The sequence below is a fragment of the Streptomyces turgidiscabies Car8 genome (genome assembly GCF_000331005.1).
Classification (GTDB): Bacteria; Actinomycetota; Actinomycetes; order Streptomycetales; family Streptomycetaceae; genus Streptomyces; species Streptomyces turgidiscabies.
On record NZ_AEJB01000324.1, the window covers coordinates 1 to 20,013 of the forward strand.

Annotated in this window: 19 protein-coding genes and 1 pseudogene; 11 read left to right on the plus strand and 9 right to left on the minus strand. The window is 70.9% G+C overall.

The features are described 5' to 3' along the window. Window positions 1-332: 332 nt before the first annotated feature. Window positions 333-2,540 carry a xanthine dehydrogenase family protein molybdopterin-binding subunit gene (locus STRTUCAR8_RS21615; protein ID WP_006378041.1) on the plus strand — a complete coding sequence of 736 codons (2,208 nt, stop codon included), beginning with the start codon at window positions 333-335 and terminating at the stop codon, window positions 2,538-2,540. Between the two features lie 13 nt (window positions 2,541-2,553). Next, window positions 2,554-3,012, plus strand: a complete 459-nt coding sequence (locus STRTUCAR8_RS21620; protein WP_006378022.1) for a (2Fe-2S)-binding protein — start codon at window positions 2,554-2,556, stop codon at window positions 3,010-3,012. 13 nt (window positions 3,013-3,025) lie between these two features. Here STRTUCAR8_RS21620 and STRTUCAR8_RS21625 read toward each other — a convergent pair whose 3' ends face one another. The 3 genes from STRTUCAR8_RS21625 to STRTUCAR8_RS21635 form a co-directional block, all read right to left on the minus strand. Beyond that, window positions 3,026-3,478 carry a DUF1569 domain-containing protein gene (locus STRTUCAR8_RS21625; protein WP_006378036.1) on the minus strand — a complete coding sequence of 151 codons (453 nt, stop codon included), beginning with the start codon at window positions 3,476-3,478 and terminating at the stop codon, window positions 3,026-3,028. A gap of 69 nt (window positions 3,479-3,547) precedes the next feature. After that, on the minus strand, window positions 3,548-4,693 hold the full coding sequence (locus STRTUCAR8_RS21630) for a M23 family metallopeptidase (RefSeq protein ID WP_006378028.1): 1,146 nt from the start codon (window positions 4,691-4,693) through the stop codon (window positions 3,548-3,550). Between the two features lie 152 nt (window positions 4,694-4,845). Continuing rightward, window positions 4,846-6,525, minus strand: a complete 1,680-nt coding sequence (locus STRTUCAR8_RS21635; protein ID WP_044472621.1) for a hypothetical protein — start codon at window positions 6,523-6,525, stop codon at window positions 4,846-4,848. 166 nt (window positions 6,526-6,691) lie between these two features. Here STRTUCAR8_RS21635 and STRTUCAR8_RS21640 point away from each other — a divergent pair, with 166 nt between their 5' ends. The 6 genes and pseudogenes from STRTUCAR8_RS21640 to rpmF all read left to right on the plus strand — a co-directional run bounded on the left by STRTUCAR8_RS21640 (window position 6,692) and on the right by rpmF (window position 10,204). Continuing rightward, window positions 6,692-7,504, plus strand: a complete 813-nt coding sequence (locus STRTUCAR8_RS21640; RefSeq protein ID WP_006378030.1) for an SAM-dependent methyltransferase — start codon at window positions 6,692-6,694, stop codon at window positions 7,502-7,504. A gap of 75 nt (window positions 7,505-7,579) precedes the next feature. Continuing rightward, window positions 7,580-7,951, plus strand: coding sequence for a DUF6479 family protein (locus STRTUCAR8_RS21645; RefSeq protein WP_006378021.1), 372 nt, complete (start codon window positions 7,580-7,582; stop codon window positions 7,949-7,951). Window positions 7,952-8,157: 206 nt separating this feature from the next. After that, window positions 8,158-8,349, plus strand: a complete 192-nt coding sequence (tgmA, locus tag STRTUCAR8_RS21650) for a putative ATP-grasp-modified RiPP (protein WP_006378039.1) — start codon at window positions 8,158-8,160, stop codon at window positions 8,347-8,349. A gap of 15 nt (window positions 8,350-8,364) precedes the next feature. Continuing rightward, a pseudogene (gene tgmB / locus STRTUCAR8_RS54325) lies at window positions 8,365-9,303 on the plus strand (ATP-grasp ribosomal peptide maturase); the annotation flags it as partial. A 90-nt stretch (window positions 9,304-9,393) separates the two neighbouring features. Then, complete coding sequence (locus STRTUCAR8_RS54330; protein ID WP_267889064.1) at window positions 9,394-9,984, plus strand: GNAT family N-acetyltransferase; 591 nt, start codon at window positions 9,394-9,396, stop codon at window positions 9,982-9,984. Between the two features lie 55 nt (window positions 9,985-10,039). After that, a complete protein-coding gene (gene rpmF, locus STRTUCAR8_RS21660) occupies window positions 10,040-10,204 on the plus strand; it encodes a 50S ribosomal protein L32 (protein ID WP_006378024.1) in 165 nt (54 codons plus the stop codon). A 42-nt stretch (window positions 10,205-10,246) separates the two neighbouring features. On the opposite strand, the gene STRTUCAR8_RS21665 is transcribed toward rpmF, so the two are convergent. Together STRTUCAR8_RS21665 and STRTUCAR8_RS21670 are read right to left on the minus strand one after the other, a co-directional pair. Further along, the gene (locus STRTUCAR8_RS21665) at window positions 10,247-10,990 is read right to left on the minus strand and encodes a TIGR03943 family putative permease subunit (protein ID WP_006378027.1); all 744 of its coding nucleotides are present in this window, start codon (window positions 10,988-10,990) and stop codon (window positions 10,247-10,249) included. Continuing rightward, entirely contained in the window at window positions 10,987-12,021 is a 1,035-nt protein-coding gene (locus tag STRTUCAR8_RS21670; RefSeq protein WP_006378040.1) for a permease, read from the minus strand. Before STRTUCAR8_RS21670 ends, STRTUCAR8_RS21665 begins: the two co-directional genes overlap by 4 nt. A gap of 119 nt (window positions 12,022-12,140) precedes the next feature. On the opposite strand from STRTUCAR8_RS21670, the gene STRTUCAR8_RS21675 reads away from it, so the two are divergent. From STRTUCAR8_RS21675 to STRTUCAR8_RS21685, 3 genes are all read left to right on the plus strand, one after another. Beyond that, window positions 12,141-12,548: a TOBE domain-containing protein gene (locus tag STRTUCAR8_RS21675; protein WP_006378031.1), complete on the plus strand. Its 408-nt coding sequence runs from the start codon at window positions 12,141-12,143 to the stop codon at window positions 12,546-12,548. 96 nt (window positions 12,549-12,644) lie between these two features. After that, window positions 12,645-13,757, plus strand: a complete 1,113-nt coding sequence (locus STRTUCAR8_RS21680) for an EstA family serine hydrolase (protein WP_006378033.1) — start codon at window positions 12,645-12,647, stop codon at window positions 13,755-13,757. Window positions 13,758-13,770: 13 nt separating this feature from the next. Next, complete coding sequence (locus tag STRTUCAR8_RS21685; RefSeq protein WP_006378038.1) at window positions 13,771-14,460, plus strand: nucleoside/nucleotide kinase family protein; 690 nt, start codon at window positions 13,771-13,773, stop codon at window positions 14,458-14,460. Between the two features lie 66 nt (window positions 14,461-14,526). Here the strand turns inward: STRTUCAR8_RS21685 and STRTUCAR8_RS21690 are convergent, their stop codons facing one another. From STRTUCAR8_RS21690 to STRTUCAR8_RS21705, 4 genes are read right to left on the minus strand one after another with little or no spacing between them, the layout of a single operon-like run. Continuing rightward, window positions 14,527-16,365, minus strand: a complete 1,839-nt coding sequence (locus STRTUCAR8_RS21690) for a hypothetical protein (RefSeq protein ID WP_006378034.1) — start codon at window positions 16,363-16,365, stop codon at window positions 14,527-14,529. Between the two features lie 49 nt (window positions 16,366-16,414). Next, window positions 16,415-18,133, minus strand: coding sequence for a hypothetical protein (locus STRTUCAR8_RS21695; protein WP_006378032.1), 1,719 nt, complete (start codon window positions 18,131-18,133; stop codon window positions 16,415-16,417). A gap of 2 nt (window positions 18,134-18,135) precedes the next feature. Next, complete coding sequence (locus STRTUCAR8_RS21700) at window positions 18,136-19,038, minus strand: carbohydrate ABC transporter permease (protein WP_006378026.1); 903 nt, start codon at window positions 19,036-19,038, stop codon at window positions 18,136-18,138. After that, a complete protein-coding gene (locus tag STRTUCAR8_RS21705) occupies window positions 19,035-19,946 on the minus strand; it encodes a carbohydrate ABC transporter permease (protein WP_006378035.1) in 912 nt (303 codons plus the stop codon). The genes STRTUCAR8_RS21700 and STRTUCAR8_RS21705 overlap by 4 nt, the downstream gene beginning before the upstream one ends. Window positions 19,947-20,013: the final 67 nt, after the last annotated feature.

Here is a 20,013-nt window from a genome sequence, read left to right on the forward strand (position 1 = left end):
AGCACGAGCACGCCGGTCTCCCCGCCGGGCACCCGCATGTGGCCGACGCCCGCCGGGTTCACGGCGGCTGGCGGCACAGCCATCACCCGCTCCTCGACAGCCTGCACGCCCACGGCTGACGGTCTGACGCCTGCCGACCGGATCGCCTCACCCGGGACGCCGGTGACGAGGTCGGTCACGGCCGGACAGCCGGAAGGCCGTGCCAGGCGCGCGAACGGGGTTGTGCAGGTCACGTCGGAGTGTCGGGCAACCCCTTGAACCTGCGACTACCGCTCGGTAATGATCTGGGGGCGGCCCGGCGACGTCGGCGGGCCCGCTCGAACGGAGCGTCGATGAAACGACTCGGCAGGCGCAGGTTCCTCACCTATCTGGTCGCCGCCCCCACCCTCTCGCTGGCGACGAACGTCGGCCTCGACGCCGTCGCACCGAGCAGCGCCGAGGCCGCGATACCCACGCTGCCCGCCCCGGCCGACCTGGTCGACCTCGGGGACGTACTGATCCTCGCGAGCGCGCCCACCGCGAACATGCTGGTGCTGGAGATCGGCGAGGACGGCATCGTGGACTTCCGGCTGCCGAGGGAGGAGGTCGGACAGGGCCTCACGACGGCGGTGGCGATGCTGGTGGCCGAGGAGTTGGACGTCCCGCTCGCCCGGGTACGCATCCGGCTGGACGACGCCCGCCCCGAGTTGCTCTTCAATCAGCTGACCGGCAGTTCCAACTCGATCCGTTCGCTCTACGACCCGGTACGGCACACGGCGGCGCTGGCCCGTGCCCGTATGGTCGCCGCCGCGGCCCGCCAATGGGGCGTGCAGGCCGGCGTCTTGACGGTCCGCCAGGGCGTCGTGACGGCCCCTGACGGGCGTACCGCCTCCTACGGGTCCCTGTCGGCAGCGGCGGCCTCCCCCGACCTGGGCGCGCTCACCGCCACCCCCAAGCCCGAGTCCCAGCACACGCTGGTCGGCACCCCCACCTCCCGCATCGACGCCCGGGCGATCATCACCGGCCGCCAGGAGTACACCCTCGACCTGGAGGTGCCCGGCGCCAAGCCCTGCATGGTGCGCCGGCCACCCACCATCAACGGCACCGTGAAGTCGGTGAACAACACGCCCGCCGTACGGGCCATGCCGGGCGTTCTGGACGTCGTGACCGTCCCCACGGGCGTGGCGGTGGTCGCGGAGACCTTCGGGCAGGCGCTCGACGCCAAGGACGCCCTGGACGTCACCTGGGGCCCCGGGAGTGTGGACGCGCTCTCCGACGCCGAGATCTCCGCGAAGCTGAGGGCCGCGACCGCCCCGCTGGTCGTTCCGGGGCTGCTGGTCAAGCGCGTGGACGCCGAGTTCGACTTCGCGTTCGCCGGCCATGCCCCGCTGGAGACCAACTCGGCTGTCGCGGACGTCCGTTCCGACCGGGCCGAGATCTGGTCGGGGCTGAAGTCCCCCATCGTGGCCCGCCAGACCATCGCGAAGGAACTCGGGCTCCCGCTGGACAAGGTCACCGTCCATGTGGTGCAGGCGGGCGGCTCCTTCGGGCGCCGGCTGTTCTTCGACGCCGCGCTGGAGGCCGCGCTCGTCTCGCAGAAGAGCGGACGCCCGGTCAGGCTCCAGTGGTCGCGGATCGACGACATGCGGCACGGCCGTATGCGGCCCGCCACCCACCACAGGATCCGCGCCACCTACGCGCTCGGCCAGGTGCTCTCGTTCGAGCACCGGGTGGCGGCCGTGGAGACCGACTTCCGGCACGGTCTCGGCGAGATCCTGACCGCCACCGCCGCGAGTCTCCCCTCCGGGGTGGGCAACGCGGGCTTCGCGCAGACGCTCTTCCTCACCACCGTGAAGTCCCCGTACAACTTCGGCCTCACCACCCAGGTGCTCACCGAGGTGCCGCTGAAGATGCACACCGGGTCCTGGCGCTCCGTGTACTCGGGCAACACCCGCGGCGCGGAGGAGATTGTCGTCGACGAACTGGCCGCCGAGCTGGGCAAGGACCCGGTGGCCTTCCGGCGCGCGTTCCTCAAGAACGACCGGCAGCGGGCCGTCCTCGACAAGGCGGCGGCGGAGGGCGGCTGGGGCCGCACCCTGCCGAAGGGCTGGGCGCAGGGCGTCGGCTTCCACGAGGAGTACAAGTCCTGCACGGCCTGCCTGGTCGAGATCGACGCCACCGACCCGAAGAAGCCCCGCGTGACGAGGGCCGTCATCGCCGCCGACGTGGGGAGGCCGATCAATCCGCGAGGGCTTGAGGCCCAGTTGCTCGGCGGTCTGACGGACGCCATCTCCACCACTCTGCGGGCCGGGCTCCACATCGACAAGGGGCTCCCGCTGGAAGGCAGTTACTCGCAGTTCCACTACGCCCGGCAGAAGGACAGCCCCAAGGACGTGAAGATCTTCATCATGCCCGCGAGCGGCGAGCCGGGCGGCGCCGGAGAACTGGGCGTCCCGGCAGCGGTCGGAGCCGTCGCCAACGCCTACGCCAGGGCCACCGGCACGAAGCCGCGCACCTTCCCCGTCAACTTCGACGTCGACTTCACCCCTTTTCCTCGCTGAGCGGAGACCGTACGTGCCCTCCCACACCTTCACCGTCAACGGGAAGTCCGTGACCGTCGACGCCCCCGACGACCTGCCCCTGCTGTGGGTGCTGCGCGATCTGCTGGGCGTGCGCGGCCCCAAGTACGGCTGCGGGATCGACGTCTGCAAGGCCTGCACCAGCCATCTCGACGGCGAGGCCGTCAATCCCTGCGTGGTCCCCGTGGCCGAGGCCGCGGGAAGGGAGGTCACCACCATCGAGGGTCTGGCGGACGGCGACCGGCTGCACCCCGTGCAGGAGGCCTGGCTGGAGCAGGACGTGGCCCAGTGCGGCTACTGCCAGCCCGGTCAGATCATGGCGGCGGTGGCCCTGCTGAAGCGTACGAAGAACCCCACGGACGACGATATCGACGCGATCGCGAACGTCTGCCGCTGCGGGACCTACTTCCGTATCCGCGAGGCGATCAAGAGCGCCGCCGCCAGACTGGCATGACGGAGGCCGCTCGTCAGGCGTCGACCAGACCGGGAAGATGCTCGGCGAGATGCATGGCGTGCAGCTGTGCGAACTCGTCGTGCGTGCAGCGTCCGTACGCGGGGTGGGGGGCGTGCGGCCCCGTGTGGCCGGTGAACAGGGCCACCGCGTCCGCGAGGCCGGACGCGGCCTCTGTCACCGGCAGGTTCGGGTCCAGCGCCGGGGCTCCGTCGATCTCCGCGCCGAGCGAGTGCTTCGTCGCTCCCCGGCGCAGGAAGATCCGCTTGGCGAGGGCGCCGGCCGTGGCCCGGAACAGGGCGGGCCTGAGTCTGGGGTATCCGGTGACGGAGTAGCGGACGGTCTGGGCACAGTGCTGCAGCGTCTGGGAGAGGTTCCAGGGACCGCCCGGGGCCAGCAGGTCGGGAGCGGGGCGGCCGAGGTCCGAGTGCAGACGCTCCGTGAGCTCGGTGAGGGTGGGTGTGGTCATGGCGGTGAGCGTACCCCAATGCGAAACGAAACACTTTCGTTTCGCATTGTTCTGTCCTGCGCAACCGCGTCAGCCGGGAGGCGCCAGCCACGGCTGCGGGTCGGCGTAGTAGCCGTCGTAGATCACCTCGAAGTGCAGGTGAGGTCCGGTGGACAGGCCGGTGGAGCCGACCCGGCCGATCACGTCACCGGCGGACACGGCCTGTCCGGCGGTGGCGTCGAGCGCGGAGAGATGGCTGTACGTCGTCTCCAGGCGCTTGCCCTCGATCGTTCCGTGGTCGATGACGACACGGTTGCCGTACGCCTTGGTCATGGCCGAGAAGACCACCTGGCCCTGGCGGGCGGCGCGGACCGGGGCGCCCTGGGGTGCGCCGAAGTCCACGCCGGTGTGGAGCTTGGTCACTCCGGTGAGCGGGTGCTGACGCGATCCGTAGGGCGAGGTGATGACGAGGGTGCTCACGGGTGCGGCCAGGATCGCGCTCGCGGGTCCGCCGCCGGTCGGGGGCTCCCGGTCGAACGCCTCGTAGCGCGGGAGCAGTTCCTTCACCTCGGCGAGGTAGGCCCGCGCCCCGGCGGGCACGCGTCCCGCCGCGGTGACCTCGTGGAGGCCCACGGCGTACGCGGCGAGGGTGAGGTCCACCAGTTCGCCGTTGACGGTGCCCTCGGTTCTGAGGTCCGTGATCTGCCGGGCGAGGGAGCAGTCCTGGCGGCCGAGCGCCATGATGGCGTCGGCCTCGTCGTGCGGCGAGGAGGTTCCGCTGCCGTCGTCGTCCCTGCCCCAGGTCCGCCACCGCGCGGCCGTGAACCCGGCGATGCCCTGTTCGCCCGAGAGCTCGCCGGTGTCGTCGCGCCAGCCGGTGAGCTGGTCGATCTGGGCGGCGAGCACGGACGGCGCGACGACGGAGCAGGCGGCGGCCTTGCGCAGCCACGGGCCGTAGGTCTCGTTGACGCCGCCTCCGGCGCTCTGCTGCGGATCGGCGTCCGAGGAGCTGTCCCCGGGCAGGCCGCCCGTCAGGGCGAGGAAACCGGCGACCGCGGAGAGGGTCACCAGGCAGGGCAGCACCATCAGGGTGAAGAGACCCGGACCGCGCCGGCGGGGGCGTTCCGCGGGCTGTTCCCGCTGCGGAGGGTCCCCGGGATCCCCGGGCGTCCGGGCCTGCTGTACGGCGGTCGGTGTCTCGTGCGGTGGTGTCCCGACGGTGTTGTCGTCGCTCACTCAACCGGCCGTTGCGGGGAGTTCCTCGTACTCACGTGCGGAGGTTAGCGCCGCGCCGACCGTCCGTCAGCGGTCCCGGGGGCAGGACCGAGGGCACGGCCGGAGGCGGAGGCGGGCGCCCTCGGGGCAGATCTGCCGTGTCCGGAGTTCCCTCAGCAGCAGCCCGGGTCCGCGCCGCCCGTCCCGACGTCCAGCCGGCAGAAGCAGGACGCCTTGATCGGGACGTCCGCCACGGCCAGCGCGATCTTCAGTTGCTGGGCCACGATCCGCGCCTCCCCCTCCCTGCCCAGGCGGACCAGGCACTCGTGGAAGCCGTGCAGGGCCCACACGTTGCCGGGATGCTGCACCGCGCGCGGTAGCGTCTCGTCGAGGCCGAGGTCGGCCCGGTAGACGGCTTCGGCCTCGGTGACGCGTCCCTGTTCGAGGAGGAGGGCCCCGTAGGCGTGCCGGGTGGGCTGCATCCAGCCCCAGGGCTCGTCGTAGGGAAGGTTGTCGTCCAGTTCGATCGAGCGCTCCAGGGCGGCGAACGCGGCCTCGTGGTTGCCCTTGCGGTACTCCAGTTCGCCGTCGAGCATCGCCGACGCGACGGCGAGGATGTCGGGGCAGGTGTTGTTGAACAGCATCCGGGTCTCCGGGATCCGGGCGAGTGCCGCGCGGAACAGTTCGCGCTCCGCCCCGGCCTCGGCGATCCGGCCGGTGGCGGAGAGGGCGACCCCTCGGGCGTACCGGAGCATGGCCGTCGTCACGCAGTACAGCGACGGGTCGGCGGGGAGCGGCAGTTCGAGGATGTCCGGCCAGCGGCCGAAGCGGATCAGCACATGGACCCGCATGGCCAGGAAGCCCTCCAGCCAGTCGGCCATGGGCGGGCTCTCCACACGCAGGAGTTCCTCCGGAACGGCGGACTCCAGCTGCGCGGCGGCCTCCAGCGCGGTCCTGGACTGCCCCAGGAACATCGCGCCGTAGATCCTGAAGTGGTGGTTGTGCGCCCGGTAGAGGGTGTAGAAGTTCATCGCGCCGGACCGCTCACGGAACTTCTCGTCGGCGGCGATCGCCGTGCCGTTGTCGGCCACCACGCGCCGGTAGTCGCCGCAGAGCACGTCCAGGTGTGTGGGCATGTGCTGCAGGTGGCCCGCGTCCGGGACCAGGCCGCGCAGCCGGTCCGCGGCGGGCAGGGCGGTCTCCGGGGCGGCGGACATCTCCATCAGGTGGATGTAGAGGTGCAGGAGGCCCGGGTGGCGTGCGCCCGCCCCGGTCGCGATCGCCCGCTCCAGAACGGCCTTCGCGGCCAGGGTGCGGGCGCCCTCTGCCGGTTCGCCCGTGCGTACGTCCCACAACTGCCAGGGCGTCAGGTTCATCAGCGCGTCGGCGTACAGGGCGGCGATGTCCAGGTCGTCGGGGGCGAGTTCGTACACCGTCCGCATGCTGTCGGCGTAGGGCTCGTTCCACACCGAGCAGTCCTCGACGGCCTCCGGCTGCGGGTAGCGGGCCCGCAAGGCGCCGATCAGGGCCTGTTCGACGGGCGCGGCACCGGCCGCCTTCCGCCGGGCGCGTTCGACGGCGGCGTGGGTACGGGCGACGGTCCGTGCGAGGTCCTCGCCGTCGAAGAACTCCCAGGGTTTGTTGTAGTTCGGGCCCAGGGCGTAGGCGATGCCCCAGTGGGCCATGGCGCAGTCGGGGTCGGCGAGGGCGGCGGCCTCGAAGCAGGCGACGGCCTCCTCGTGGTGGAAGCCGTACGTCCACACCAGACCCCGGTCGAACCACTTCTGGGCCTCGGCGGAGGAGGTCGTCACGGGCCGCCCGTGAGTGCCGAGGTCGTAGCCGTAGTCGTCCATCCGTCTCTCCCACCGCTCCGGGGCCTGTCCGGCGAGACTAGAGGCCGTCGCCTCGGCCGCGGGGAGTCCGGCCATAAGATCACCCTCGTAGGCGCGAACGATGTTGAAGGCTCGGCTGGGCGTCAACGTCCGTGCGGGGCAAGGGAAGTGAACGAGAGGAAGCCACGTGAGCGAGCAGGGCAGAACGTCAGAGGGTCAGAGCCGGCTGGACACCTCGGTGGCCCACAACGCGCGGGTGTGGAACTACTGGATCGGCGGCAAGGACAACTACGTCGTCGACCAGGCGGTCGGTGACCACATCGACGCCATGTTCCCGCTGATCCGCAGTGTGGCCCGCGCGGACCGCGCCTTCCTCGGGCGGGCCGTGCGCTTCCTGGTCGCCGAGCGGGGAATCCGGCAGTTCCTGGACATCGGGACCGGGCTGCCGACGGTGGACAACACCCATGAGATCGCCCAGCGCCTCGCGCCCGAGTCACGGATCGTGTACGTCGACAACGACCCGATCGTGCTCGCGCACGCCCGTACGCTGCTGACCGGCACGCGCGAGGGGGTGACGGACTACATCGACGCGGACATCCACCACCCCGACACCATCGTCCGACGCGCCTCGGACACCCTCGACTTCGGGCAGCCCGTCGCCGTCATGATGCTCGGCATCCTGAATTTCGTGCTCGACACGGACCAGGCACAGGACATCGTGCGCCGGGTCATGGCGTCGGTGCCCTCGGGAAGCTGTCTGGTCCTCACGCATCCCACGACCGACTCGGACCTCCACGGTGAAGGCAACGTCGAGGCGATGAAGTTCTGGAACGAGAACGCCACCCCGCCGATCACCGCCCGTCCCCGTGCCGAGGTCGCCGCTTTCTTCGAGGGACTGGACCTTCTCGACCCGGGACTCGTCTCCTGTGCCCGGTGGCGCCCGGAGAGTGACTTCGCAGACACTCTTCCGCAATTCGGCGCCGTCGCCGTGAAGCCCTGACCGACAAGAAAGGGACAGCGATTCCACAGACTCTTTTCGGACGCGCATTCATAGGCTGTCGGCGATAATCGCTATATGAGTACGGCAACGTCTGAACTACTGGCCGCGTCGAGCGATCTACTCAACGTAACGGCCGCATTTGTCGCGGGCCTGTTCATCGCTGGTGCACTGATCTGGGCCTTCTGGTTCGGCATGCGGGTACGGGACCGCGAATCCGCCCGTCCCCGCCCCGACGAGCAACCCACCCTCCCGCCTTCCGGCCCGGTCCACGAGGTCCGCGAGATGAGGGAGCCCGACGAGATGCCGCGCGCGGCCGAGGAGCGGGAGCGGCTCATGCCGCACGAACTCCACCACGCGTCGACAAAACGGCGCGAGGACCAGCAGCGGGGGCGCTGGGATCCCGGTTCCAGCGGGTCCTTCGGCAGTGGCGGCCTGGGGCGCCACTGAGCCGTTCCCGGCCCTGGTCCGCGCCCCTCGGCCGGGGGCGCGGCCCGCGGAAGCGTGCCCGGACGCGGTTACCTTCAACAGGAGGCAACCATTCACCCGTTCGATTCGTATAACTCCTTGGAGGCGGGGCACTGGGGACTGGACAGTTGTATTTCCGGAGCTCCACCGTCCACTTGACCGACGTCGTCGCCGATCGAGGAGAAGCGATGCAGCTGTTCGTCCTGAACTACGCGCGCCCGGCTGACCAGCTGGAGGTGAGCACTCCGTACAGCTACGACTGCGCACTGCAGTTGAATGTGCTTCCGGGCGGGCGGATTGCCGCTCATGACCATGCCGTGATGCGCGAATTCGGATCCACCACATCAACTGCCGGTTCCAAGACGCACTTCGATGACTGACACGGGCCTGACGCGATGACGGTCCTGGTTCTGACATCCCAACAGGATGTGACGGCGGACCTCGTGGTGGCCCGGCTGAACAGCACCGGCATCCCCGTGGTCCGGCTCGATCCCGCCGATCTGCCCGGCGAGGTCGCCCTGTCCGGCGAGTACGCGCACGGCGCTTTTCGCGGGTATCTCTCCGTCGGCGGCAGGGTGGTGGGCATGGACGGGCTGCGGTCCGTCTGGGTGCGCAGGCCGGGGGTGCCGGGGGCGCGCGCCGCCGTGCCGTCCGGCTGGCTCACGGAGGAGGCCTCGCAGGCCTTCTACGGCATGCTCCGGGGCACCGGCGCCCGCTGGATGAACCATCCCGACGCCGCCGCCCGGGCCCGCCACAAGCCCTGGCAGCTCCATCTCGCGCAGCGCAGCCGGCTCCCCGTGCCGCCCACCCTGATCACCACGTTCCCGCAGGCCGCCCGGGACTTCGCGCGGCGATTTCCCGACCTGGTCGTCAAGCCCGTCTCCGGTTCGCATCCGCAGGAGCCGCCCAGGGTGGTGCCGACGAGCCGGGTGGCTCCCGGCGTCGACTTCGCCGCCGTCGCGTTCGGGCCGACCCTGCTGCAACGCCGGGTCGACAAGCGGGCGGACATCCGGCTGACGGTGGTCGGCGACCGTGTTCTCGCCGCCCGCAAGGCCGTCGCACCCGACGCGCACCCCGACGACATCGATGTCCGGTTCGCGCCCTCGGCCGAACCGTGGCGGCCGGCCGATGTGTCGCCACGGCTCGCCGAGGCCGTGCACCGGTATCTGCGGGAGGCCGAACTCGCCTATGGCGCCTTCGACTTCGCGGAGGACACCGACGGGATCTGGTGGTTCCTCGAATGCAACCAGTCGGGTCAGTTCGGCTTCGTCGAGATGGACACCGGCCAGCCGATCGCCCGGTCGGTCGCCGACTGGCTGGCCGGCGAGGGCCCGCCTGACCCTCTCCCGGGCGTCCATGTCCCCCTGGATTCCACCCACCACGAGGGGATACGACCACTTCCGTTGCGGACTTTCGGATCCGACGTGCTCACGCTCGCCGACGAACTCACCGACGCGTACGCCGAGATCTTCACCGCCCCGCCCTGGGACGACCGGGACCCCGAGGAGACCCGGGTGAGGTTCCGCGAGCGGCTGGAGACGGACGCGCACCGCCCGGGCTTCCGCGCCGCCGTCTCCCTCGCGGACGACGGCCGAATCCGGGGGTTCGTGACGGGATGGACCACAGAGGCCCCGTTCCGCACCGACCGCGCGTACGGCAGGGTGACCGAGCTGCTCGGCGCGAAGCGCGTCGACGAGCTGCTGGTGGGTGCCTTCGAGATCGACGAACTGGGGGTGCGGGCCGACGCCCGGGGCACCGGACTGGGGCGTCGCCTGCTGTCCGCGCTCACCTCGGCCGCGCCGGGCGGCCGGGCGTGGCTGCTGACCTGGGAGCAGGCACACGACACGGTGGCGTTCTACCGCCGGACGGGCTGGCGGGAGCCGGAGCCACTGCCCGGCGCGGAGTCGGACGTCGTGGTGTTCCTGTCCCCCTCCGTCCCCTCCCCCCGGTCCCCCTCCTCCCCCGCCTACGACTACGACTACGACTACGCAGCCTCGCCCGAACTCAACTGTTAATGGGATCCATTTTCATGTAGCGTCCTGTCTCGCTTGCCGACCGAGGAGGATTCCCATGGCCGTTCCCAAACGGAAGATGTCCCGCAGCAACACCCGTCACCGCCGTGCCCAGTGGAAGGCGACCACCACTCAGCTGGTGCCGGTCACCGTCGACGGGGTCGAGCACATGGTGCCGCAGCGGCTGGTCAAGGCGTACGAGCGCGGGCTGATCCAGCCCTGACCCGCCCGCCCCGCCGACGCTCCCCGCCTGGGCCGTGACACCTCAGTTGTTCCAGCTCTCGTCGTACGGGTCGCGCGGGGTCGGCACCGGCCTGGCCTGGGCGATGTCGAAGAACGGGATGACGCCTTTGTTCACCGGGTCCTTGGTCAGCCGACCGGTGTACGTGCCGGTGAGTTCGAGCCAGGTGTCCGGTTGCAGGACCGGGGGGATCCGGCCGGTCAGTCCGACCTTGACCGGCTGGGCGTCGGCCGCACAGCAGTTGAGCGCCATCCGCACGAGGTACGGGGTGCCCTTGCCGTCGAGTGCGACGAACCCGGTGACGGTGATCCTCCGGTCGCCCAGCGAGCGTCCGTGGTCGTAGGCCGCGCGGCCCGCGTAGTCGACCAGGCTGAGGCGTACGGGGTCACCGGAGGGCAGCGGGGGGTAGGCCAGCGGCTCCTGGAGGGCCGTACCCGTGCGCAGGGCGCTGTAGGAGCCCAGGGCGGGCGGGGCCACCAGGATCAGGGCGAACAGGGGCAGCACCAGGAGCCACGAGACACGCGGTTCGCGGTGGGCGTGAGCGTCGCCCTCGGATGCGTGGCCCTCGGTGTCGGCGGGGCCGGTTCTCGTGTGTTTCCGCTCGTACCAGACCGTCGCGAGCGCGGCCACCATCAGTACCGCGCCCGCGCCGACGACCATCGGCTGGAGCCCCGCCTTGACGTAGCGCAGGTAGAGGTCGGTGGTGCCGGCGTGCACCATCGCCCCGCCGACCAGGAACAGGACGACCGCCTGTGCCTGCCGGTTCACAGGAGCACCGTCCCGACGAGGACCGCCGACGCCACCGCCACGACGAAGGTGGCCGGTGCGAAGCGGAGGGCGAAACCCCGGCCGAAGGTGCCCGTCTGCATGGCGAAGAGTTTCAGGTCGATCATCGGGCCGACCACGAGGAACGCCAGCCTGGCCGTCAGCGAGAACTGGGTCAGGGACGCGGCGACGAACGCGTCCGCCTCCGAGCAGATCGACAGCAGCACCGCGAGGACGGCGAGCGCGAGGACCGCCACCACCGGGTTGTCCGCCGCGAGGCTCAGCCAGCTCGCCGGCACCATGGACTTCAGGGTGGCGGCGGCCATCGCGCCGACGACCAGGAAGCCGCCCGCGTGCATCACGTCGTGCCGTACGGAGCTCCAGAACGCGGCCCACTTGCCGAGTCCCTCGTCCAGGGGATGGGTCGGCGGGCGCAGCCAGTCGGTGCGGCCGAGCCGCTGCCAGAGCCAGCCCATCGCGCACGCGGCGAGCAGGCTCGCGGCGAACCGGGCGACGACCATCTCCGGCCGGCCGGGGAACGCGATGGCGGTCGCGGTCAGCACGATCGGGTTGATCGCCGGGGCGGACAGCAGGAACGCCAGCGCCGCCGCCGGGGCGACACCCCGCCGCACCAGAGCGCCGGCCACCGGCACCGACGCGCACTCGCAGCCGGGCAGGATCGCTCCGGCCATCCCCGCGACCGGCACCGCGAGAGCGGGCCGGCTGGGCAGGGCCCGGACGAAGAACGACGGGGGTACGAACACCGCGAGCAGCGCCGACAGCAGCACGCCGAGGACGAGGAAGGGCAGGGCCTGTACGACGACGGCGACGAACACCGTCATCCAGCTCTGCATCACCGGCTCGGACACGGCCCGCCGGATCGGCCCCTGCAGGGCGACCATCAGGATCAGCAGCATGGTCAGGACGAGCGGCGAGCTGAACTGCCAGCCCTGCGGCTCGCCCTTCACCTCGTCCGGCGGGGCCTCCGTGTGGCGGTGGCCGGCCCCGGGCGGGGCCGCTTTGGTGATGCTCACGGGCGAGGTACCTCCGGGCGTGGCCGTGCTTCGTGCGTGCGTTCCCTACCACTTCAGTACGCCCGGACGGGCAGGGTTGCTCATTTTGCGAGATCGGGGAACGGGCTAAGTTGGCGCGTATGCAGTCCTACACCATTGGTCAGGCCGCCCGTCTGCTGGGCGTGAGCCCCGACACCGCGAGGCGGTGGGCGGACGCGGGCCGGGTGAAGACCCACCGCGACGAGGGCGGGCGGCGGCTGATCGACGGACGTGATCTGGCCGCCTTCTCGATCGAGCTGGCGGGCTCCGGCGCGGGCACCGGCTCCGGCGAGGACGAGCCGTCGTACACCTCGGCCCGTAACGCCTTCGCCGGCATCGTCACGGCCGTCAAACTCGGGGACGTCGCCGCGCAGGTCGAGATCCAGGCGGGCCCGCACCGGCTGGTGTCGCTGCTGACCCGGGAGGCCGTGGAGGAACTGGGCCTGGAAGTCGGGGTGGAGGCGACGGCCCGGGTGAAGTCGACGAGCGTGCACATCGACCGGACATGAGCCCGGTGGGAAGACCGGGGCGCGCGGCCGGGGGTGCGCGGGCGGCCCGGAGTTAATCGGTGGCCGTCTTCGCCAGGGTCTGGTTACCGTCTGCGCATGGTGGAGACTTCCGGCACGTGCACCGACCAGTTCGCCTCCGTACGCGAGGCGTTGGCGGCCTCGCTCGACGACAAGGACGTGGGCGCGTCCGTGGCGGTGTACCTCGACGGTGAACCGGTGGTCGACCTGTGGGGCGGCCACGCCGACGAGGCCCGGACCGTGCCGTGGGAGCGGGACACGATCACCAACACGTGGTCCACCACGAAGACGATGACGGCGCTGTGCGCCCTGGTCCTCGCCGACCGGGGAGAACTCGATCTGGACGCGCCGGTGGCCCGCTACTGGCCCGAGTTCGCCGCGAACGGCAAGGACGACGTCCGGGTACGGCACCTGCTGGGTCACACGGCGGGCCTGCCCACCTGGGACGTTCCCATGACGATCGAGGACCTCTACGACTGGCCCACCGCCACCGCCCGCCTCGCCGCCCAGGCTCCGGCCTGGAAACCCGGCACCGAGGCCGGCTACCACGCCTCCACGTACGGCTACCTCCTCGGCGAGGTGGTCCGCCGGGTCACCGGCCGCACCCTGGGTGTCTTCTTCGCCGAGGAGATCGCCGGGCCGCTCGGTGCCGACTTCCACATCGGTCTGCCCGCCGAGTACGACCACCGCGTCACGCCCGTGATTCCCCCGGTCGAGCGTCCGCTCGACCCGGACGCGGCACCCGACCGCCCCGGCAACCCGCCCGTCGTGGCCGCCACCGCCAACACCGAGGCCTGGCGACGCGCCGAGATCCCCGCCGCGAACGGCCACGGCAACGCCCGCTCGGTCGCCGCCGTCCAGTCGGTGCTGTCCTTCGGCGGCACCGCACGAGGCGTACGGCTCCTGTCTCAGGCGGGCTGTGAACGTGTCCTGGAGGAGCAGTTCTCCGGGACGGACTCGGTGCTGGGCGTGCCGATGCGCTGGGGCATGGGGTACGGCCTGGGCAGTGGCCTGCTTCCCAACCCCCGCACCTGTTCCTGGGGTGGCTGGGGCGGCTCGATGGTCCTGGTCGACATGGACGCGCGCCTGACGGTGGCGTACGTCATGAACCGCATGCTCGACTCGGGCGGCCTCAGCGACGACCGGGCCTTCCTGATGGTCGCGGCCGCCTACGAAGGGCTGTCCGGGTGAGAGACTCGGCCGCGTGGAACGCCCTCTCTCCTCCCCCGCACCCACCTTCGACGAACTCCTCGGCCGGGCCCGGGCGCTGGTCCGGGACGACCGGCGTGCCGTCCTCGGAATCGCCGGGAGTCCCGGCTCGGGCAAGACGACGCTCGCCGAGCGGCTCGTCCGGGCGCTGAACGGCGAGGGTTCGCCCTGGGTCGCCCATGTGCCGATGGACGGGTTCCATCTCGCCGACGTCGAGCTGGAGCGGCTCGGGCTGCGGGACCGCAAGGGCGCGCCGGACACCTTCGACGCGGCGGGATACGCGGCGCTGCTGCGGCGGTTGCGTGTGGACGGGCAGGGGGCGAGCGGCGGGGAGACCGTCTACGCGCCGGGGTTCGAGCGGGTGCTGGAGCAGCCGCTCGCGGGCGCGATCCCGGTGTTTCCGTCGGCGCGGCTTGTCGTCACCGAGGGCAACTACCTTCTCCTGACAGAGGGTTCGTGGGCGCGGGTGCGGGCCCAGCTCGACGAGGTGTGGTTCTGCGAGCTGGACGAGGCAGAGCGGGTCCGCAGGCTCGTCGCCCGGCACGAGGAGTTCGGCAAGGACCACGACTCGGCGCTCGCGTGGGTCCGGGGTACGGACCAGCGCAACGCCGATCTGGTCGCCGCGACCCGGGACCGGGCGGATCTGGTGGTGCCGGGGTCGCTGCGGTATGTGACTGCCGGGTGATACGAGGCCGAGCAGCGCGCGGGTGAGCCGCTCGGCCTCGTACGTCCTGCTTCCTTCGGTCCGCCCTCAGTCGAGAAGCGTCAGCTCCGGTTCGCCGTGGGCGTCGCCCGCCGGCTCCCCGATCACCGCGGTGAAGGCCTCCGTGCGCACCCGCAGGCCTTCCGGCGTCGCCTCGAAGACCGGGGCGAAGGCGCCGTCCCCGTCGGCGCCGTACCGTACGGCGAAGACGCTCAGCCCCTCCGGTGCGCCGGGCACCGGGCCGGCCTCCAGCGCGGTGGAGGTGACCAGGTGGCGCCAGCCCTCGTCGGGGTTGCCGTAGCCGCGCGGGTCGGCCGCCAGGGCGAAGGCCGCCTGCTCCTGGGTCACCTCCGCGCGGGCGTCGAAGTGGTCCACGCCTTCCGACAGGGGGTGCGTCAGACGCAGGGGGCCCGCGGAGGTGACGCCGACGGCCTCCGCCGTCCTGCGGACCCGGTCGCCGTCGTCGGTGGCGTACGGCAGCCCGGCGAGCAGGTAGGGGGTGCCGTCGAGGTGTTCCACGGCGACCGTGACCCACAGGGTCGTGCCGTCCGTGAGGTACAGGGACCGGAGGTGGCGCAGGACGTGGTCGCGGCCGACGACGGGCTTGGTGACCAGCTTCGCCGCGAGACGGGCGGTGCGCACGTCGCGTACGCGGACCTCGCCCATGGGGCGGCACAGCAGGAAGCCGTCCGTCACCGGGCCGAAGCCGTGCTGACGGCCCACCGCCGCCGGGAGGTGGTAGGTGCCCGCCGCCTCGACCAGTGTCGGGGTCATCTTGTCGTCGAAGGCCACCGAGACGGTGCCGGCCCGGAGTTGGTGGCGTGACGGCCGGGTGGAGGGGGTGCGGTGCCAGGGGGTGGTGTCCTGGATCTGCCAGACCAGCATCCACGCGAAGTGGCCGTCGATGCCGCCGTCCTGCTTGACCGCGTGGCGGGCCCAGCGGCTGTCGCCCCGGTAGCGGCCGAGGTCGGCGCCGATACGGGCGCCGAAGTAGCGCAGCCCCAGCACCGATTCGAAGGCGGAGTGCTGTTCGCTGTAGCGGGGGCCGCCGTTGTCGTAGCCGCCGTTCGTGAGGCGAGCGTCGATGTAGCGGGCCAGCGCGTCGCCGTCCTCGGCGAAGATCTCCTCGCCGCTGATCCGGTGGGCCTGGGCGAGGAAGGAGAGGGAGATCGGGCCGTAGTTGTTGTCGTAGGCGCCGCCGTGCTCGGGGGGCAGGGCCGCGCCCCGGTCGCTCACCCGGTGGGCGCGGATCTCGTCGGCGTACAGCGAGACGGCGCGGGACCGCACCGACTTCCCCTCTTCCTGGGGGAGATGGGGGGCCAGCATCAGACCGCCGACGACGCAGCCGATGGCCTGGTTGCCGGCCTCCTGCGGATTGAAGAAGGTCGCCTCGGTCAGCCAGCGCCAGTAGCCCCGCGCCAACTCGACCAGTTCCGCGCGCTGTTCGTCGGCGACGAGTCCCTCGGCCGCGTCCAGGACGTTCACCGCCTGGAACAGCGCCCACGCCGTGCTCGGCCAGTCGCCGATGGGGTGGGCGCCGGACTCCAGTACGTAACGGGCGTACGGGAGACCGGAGTCGCGCACCTTCAGGTTCGGGTAGCCGGGGTTGTCCTCGACGTAGACGCGCTCGCGCAGATGGAAGGCGAGGCTGCGGTGCACGGCCTCCGGCAGCCGAGGGTCCTTGCCTCGCTGCCAGGCGAGCGCGAGGAGCGAGGTGATGCCGAGCGAGGTGTCGCCGATGTCGTCGACGCAGTCGGGGTGTTCGAGGTTGCCCTCGGGCGTGAGGCGCGCGAGGGCCTGCTCGACGGCGTCGGCGAGGACCGCGTCGTACGCCTCGGGGCTGTCGGGCAGGTCGTGCAGGGGGCCGCGCTGGTGCGTGAGGTGCACGGGGATCAGTCCTTCATGCCTGGGGTGGCCATGGTGTGGTTCGTCGGGGTCACACGACGGGTGCGGGCCCGTGGGCGCGCAGGGCGACGGTCAGTGTGTGCGGGCCGAGTCCGCCGATGTACACGCGGTTTCCGGTCGTCGCGTCGGTGCCGCCCACCACTGTGTAGTCCTGACCCGGGTCGTACCGCAGTACGTCACTCCGGTCCGGCCCGGCGAGCGGTTCGCCCGCCTCGACGTCGACCTCGACCCGGATCTCGTCGCCGCCGGCCCGGTAGGCCATCGGGGCGGTCGTCAGGCACCAGCGCCCGTCACCGATCGGAACGGCGCCCTCGGGCACTCCGCCCGGCCGGAAGGTCAGTTCCAGGGCCCAGGGCACCCGGGGGCCGCTGATGTCGATCCGCAGGTCGGCGCCGTCCTCCCGCAGGTCCACCTCGACGCGGGTCGTGTGGGACACCTCGTCCCGGGGGCGGTCGGGGAAGGCCATCGCGGCCGAGAAGCGTCCGTCGTCCACCAGTCGGTAGTCGCCGTCGTCCCGTCTCCGGTTCTTCGGGAGCGGCTGGTAGTAGGCGGCCGTGAGGGTGTCGGTGAGCCGGTACCGGTTGTCGGCGAGCTGTTCCGTCTCGGCGGCGCGGAACGGGCCCAGGTCGAAGAACCCGCGCGAGAGGCGGACCGCGTCGAGGACGGCGGCACCGGCGAACAGGCGCAGGAAGGTGGGGTTGCAGGCGAGGCCCGAGCGGACGCGCCGATGCCCGGGCACGTCGGAGCCGCCGTACACCACCGTGTGCGCGTCGGCCGAGGCGCGTACGGCGAGGCGTGCCGTGGGGAGGTAACGGTGGCGCGGAAGGGTCTCCGTGTCCGGGGCCGGCAGGGCGCGGCACAGGTCCGGGGTGAGGAGGGTCTGGGCGAGCAGGTCGGGGTCGTCGATGCCGTCGGCGGCCGCCAGGCGGGCCGCGCGGGCGAAGTCGCTTCGGCCGGTGCGGATCGCGAGCAGCCGGTAGTGCGGCAGATAGGGCGCCAGCGGGAACGGGTGCTTCTGGTCCTGCCGTCGTGAGTGGACGGTCTCCACCGTGCCGTCCGGCCTGATGAGGTCGAGGGTCGTGGCGAGGTTGCGTTCGACGGTGTCCAGCAGGTCGCTGCGGTCGAGGACTTCGGCCAGCAACAGCAGCGACGGGTTGGTCACGTGGGAGGCGTAGACGGCACTGCGTTCCGAGTACAGGCCCTCCGCGTCGATGTCGACGCCCTCCGAGAGCCACTCGTCGACGCGGTCGAGCAGCCGGTCGTCCGGGAACGACCGGTGCAGCCGGGCCAGCGCCGCGCACAGCTCCCAGCGGTGGTTCGGGGTGTGTACCCCACCGGTCAGGAGACTCCCCGTGGCGGCGTCCGCGATCTCGGCGAGCGCCGCCGTGACATCGCTCAGTTCCGGTCCCGCGCCGACGGCGAGGACATGCGCGTCGCACACGTCGTTGACGGTGAACGCCGAGTCGGGCGGTGACTGCACGTTGTCGCCGCCGGCGAAGAGGCCTGTGGTGGTCTGCGTGGCCCGCAGCGCCCGGACGTGGGTCATCGCGGCGGCGACGGCCCGCTCGCTGCCGTGCAGTGCCGAGTCCGGCGAACGGTACGCCGCGACCAGGGTCTTCACCCTGCGCGCCAGACCACGGTGCGGCACACCGGCGGGTTCCACGTCCGGGCCGGCCGCCGGCGCGGCGGCCGACCGGTCGGCGGCGCCGGCCACCGCGCGGACGAACTCGTGGTCGAGCGGGGTGGACAAGGTCAGTCCTTCAGGCCGGCGTTGATGTCGGCGCCCATGACGTAGCGCTGGAAGACCAGGAAGACGAGGATCAGCGGGATCATGGAGATGACCGACGCGCCCAGCAGTACCGACCAGTTGATGTTCTGCGCGCCGACGATGCTCTGGATGCCGATCTGCACGGTGAACTTGTCGGGGTCGTTGAGCATCAGCAGCGGCCAGATGTAGTCGTTCCAGCGCCACTGGAAGGACAGGATCGCGAGGGTCAGCATGATGGGCCGGGAGAGCGGCACCATGATCCGCAGGAAGATCGACAGCTCCTTGGCGCCGTCGATGCGCGCGGCTTCCACGAGTTCGTCGGGCACCGTCAGGAAGAACTGGCGGAACATGAAGCATCCGGTCGCGGTGAGTACGGCCGGGAGGATGATGCCGGCGAACGAGTTGTAGAGGCCGAGGTTGCGGACCACCAGGAACTCGGGGGCGAGCATGACCTCGGACGGCAGCATCGTGGTGGCCAGGATGCAGATGAAGAACGCCTTGAGCCATTTGTTGTCGTACTTGGCCAGCGCGTACCCGGTGCAGCAGCTGACGCCCACCGTGAGGATCGTCGTGACCACGCACACGAGGGCCGTGTTGATGAAGTACTGGGAGAAGTTGGCGCTGTCCCACGCTGCCTTGAATCCCGACAGGGTGGGATTGTGCGGAATGAGCGTCAGCGGATACGAGAACAGGTCGCTGGACGGCTTGAAGGAGCTGAGGACGAACCACAGCACCGGGAACCCGTACAGGCACGCCAGGATCCACAGCAGTGTCGTCGGGGCGATCGCCCGCCGGAGCCCGCCGGTGGCCGCCCGGCGGGACGGCTTCCTGGCGCGGGGCCGTTTTGCATCGGCGTCGAGCGGGCGCGGCATGTCTGTGGTTGTCATCGGTTCTCCACCCGTCGGTTGACGATCAGCTGGATGATCGCGACGGCCATCAGGATGAGCATGAGCACGAACGACGCGGCGCTCGCGTAGCCGATCTGGCCCCGCTTGAAGCCGGTCTCGTAGATGTACTGGACGAGCAGGTTGTTCGACGTGCCGGGTCCGCCGTTGTTGAGGGCGACGAACACCGGGTATTCCTTCATCGCGTTGATCGTGTTGAGCAGGATGACGATGAACGAGGTGGGCGCGATGCTCGGCAGCGTGATGCTGAAGAACTGGCGCCAGGGGCCGGCGCCGTCGAGCGAGGCCGCCTCGTAGTAGGACACCGGTACGTTCTTGATCGCCGCGATGAACAGCAGCATCGAGAAGCCCGTCCAGGCCCAGGACGCCGCCATCACGACCACTATCAGCGACAGGTCCGCGTTCGACTGCCACGGAACGGCGCTGCCGCCGAACTTCTCGATGACGTAGTTGACCAGTCCGAAGTTCTCACCGAACATCCACCGCCACAGGACACCCACCACGATGGGCGACAGCAGCCACGGGATGAAGAAGAGGACGCGGGCGACCGACCCGCCCTTGGCGTTCTTGCTCACCAGCAGGTTGGCGGCGAGCAGGGACACCGCGAAGTTCAGCGGCACGAAGAGCACGGCGTACAGCAGCGTCCGCGTCAGCGCGTCGTAGAAGGTGGAGTCGCCGATCAGGTTGTGGTAGTTGTCCAGCCCGATGAACTGGTACGCCCCCACACCTGTGTAGTTCGTGAACGAGTAGATGAGCCCGATCACCGCAGGCCAGACGAAGAACAGCGCGAAGAGCACGACATTGGCCGCGATGAGGACGAGCGGCGCAAGGGTGTACTTACTGCGTCTCCTGGGCGGGCGCGTGGACACGTCCGAGGCGCGTTTTGTCATCTTCCTGTCTCCGTGCTGGTCGAATCGATTACCGGAGGCTCACGCCATGAGCCCCGCATTGCGTGGG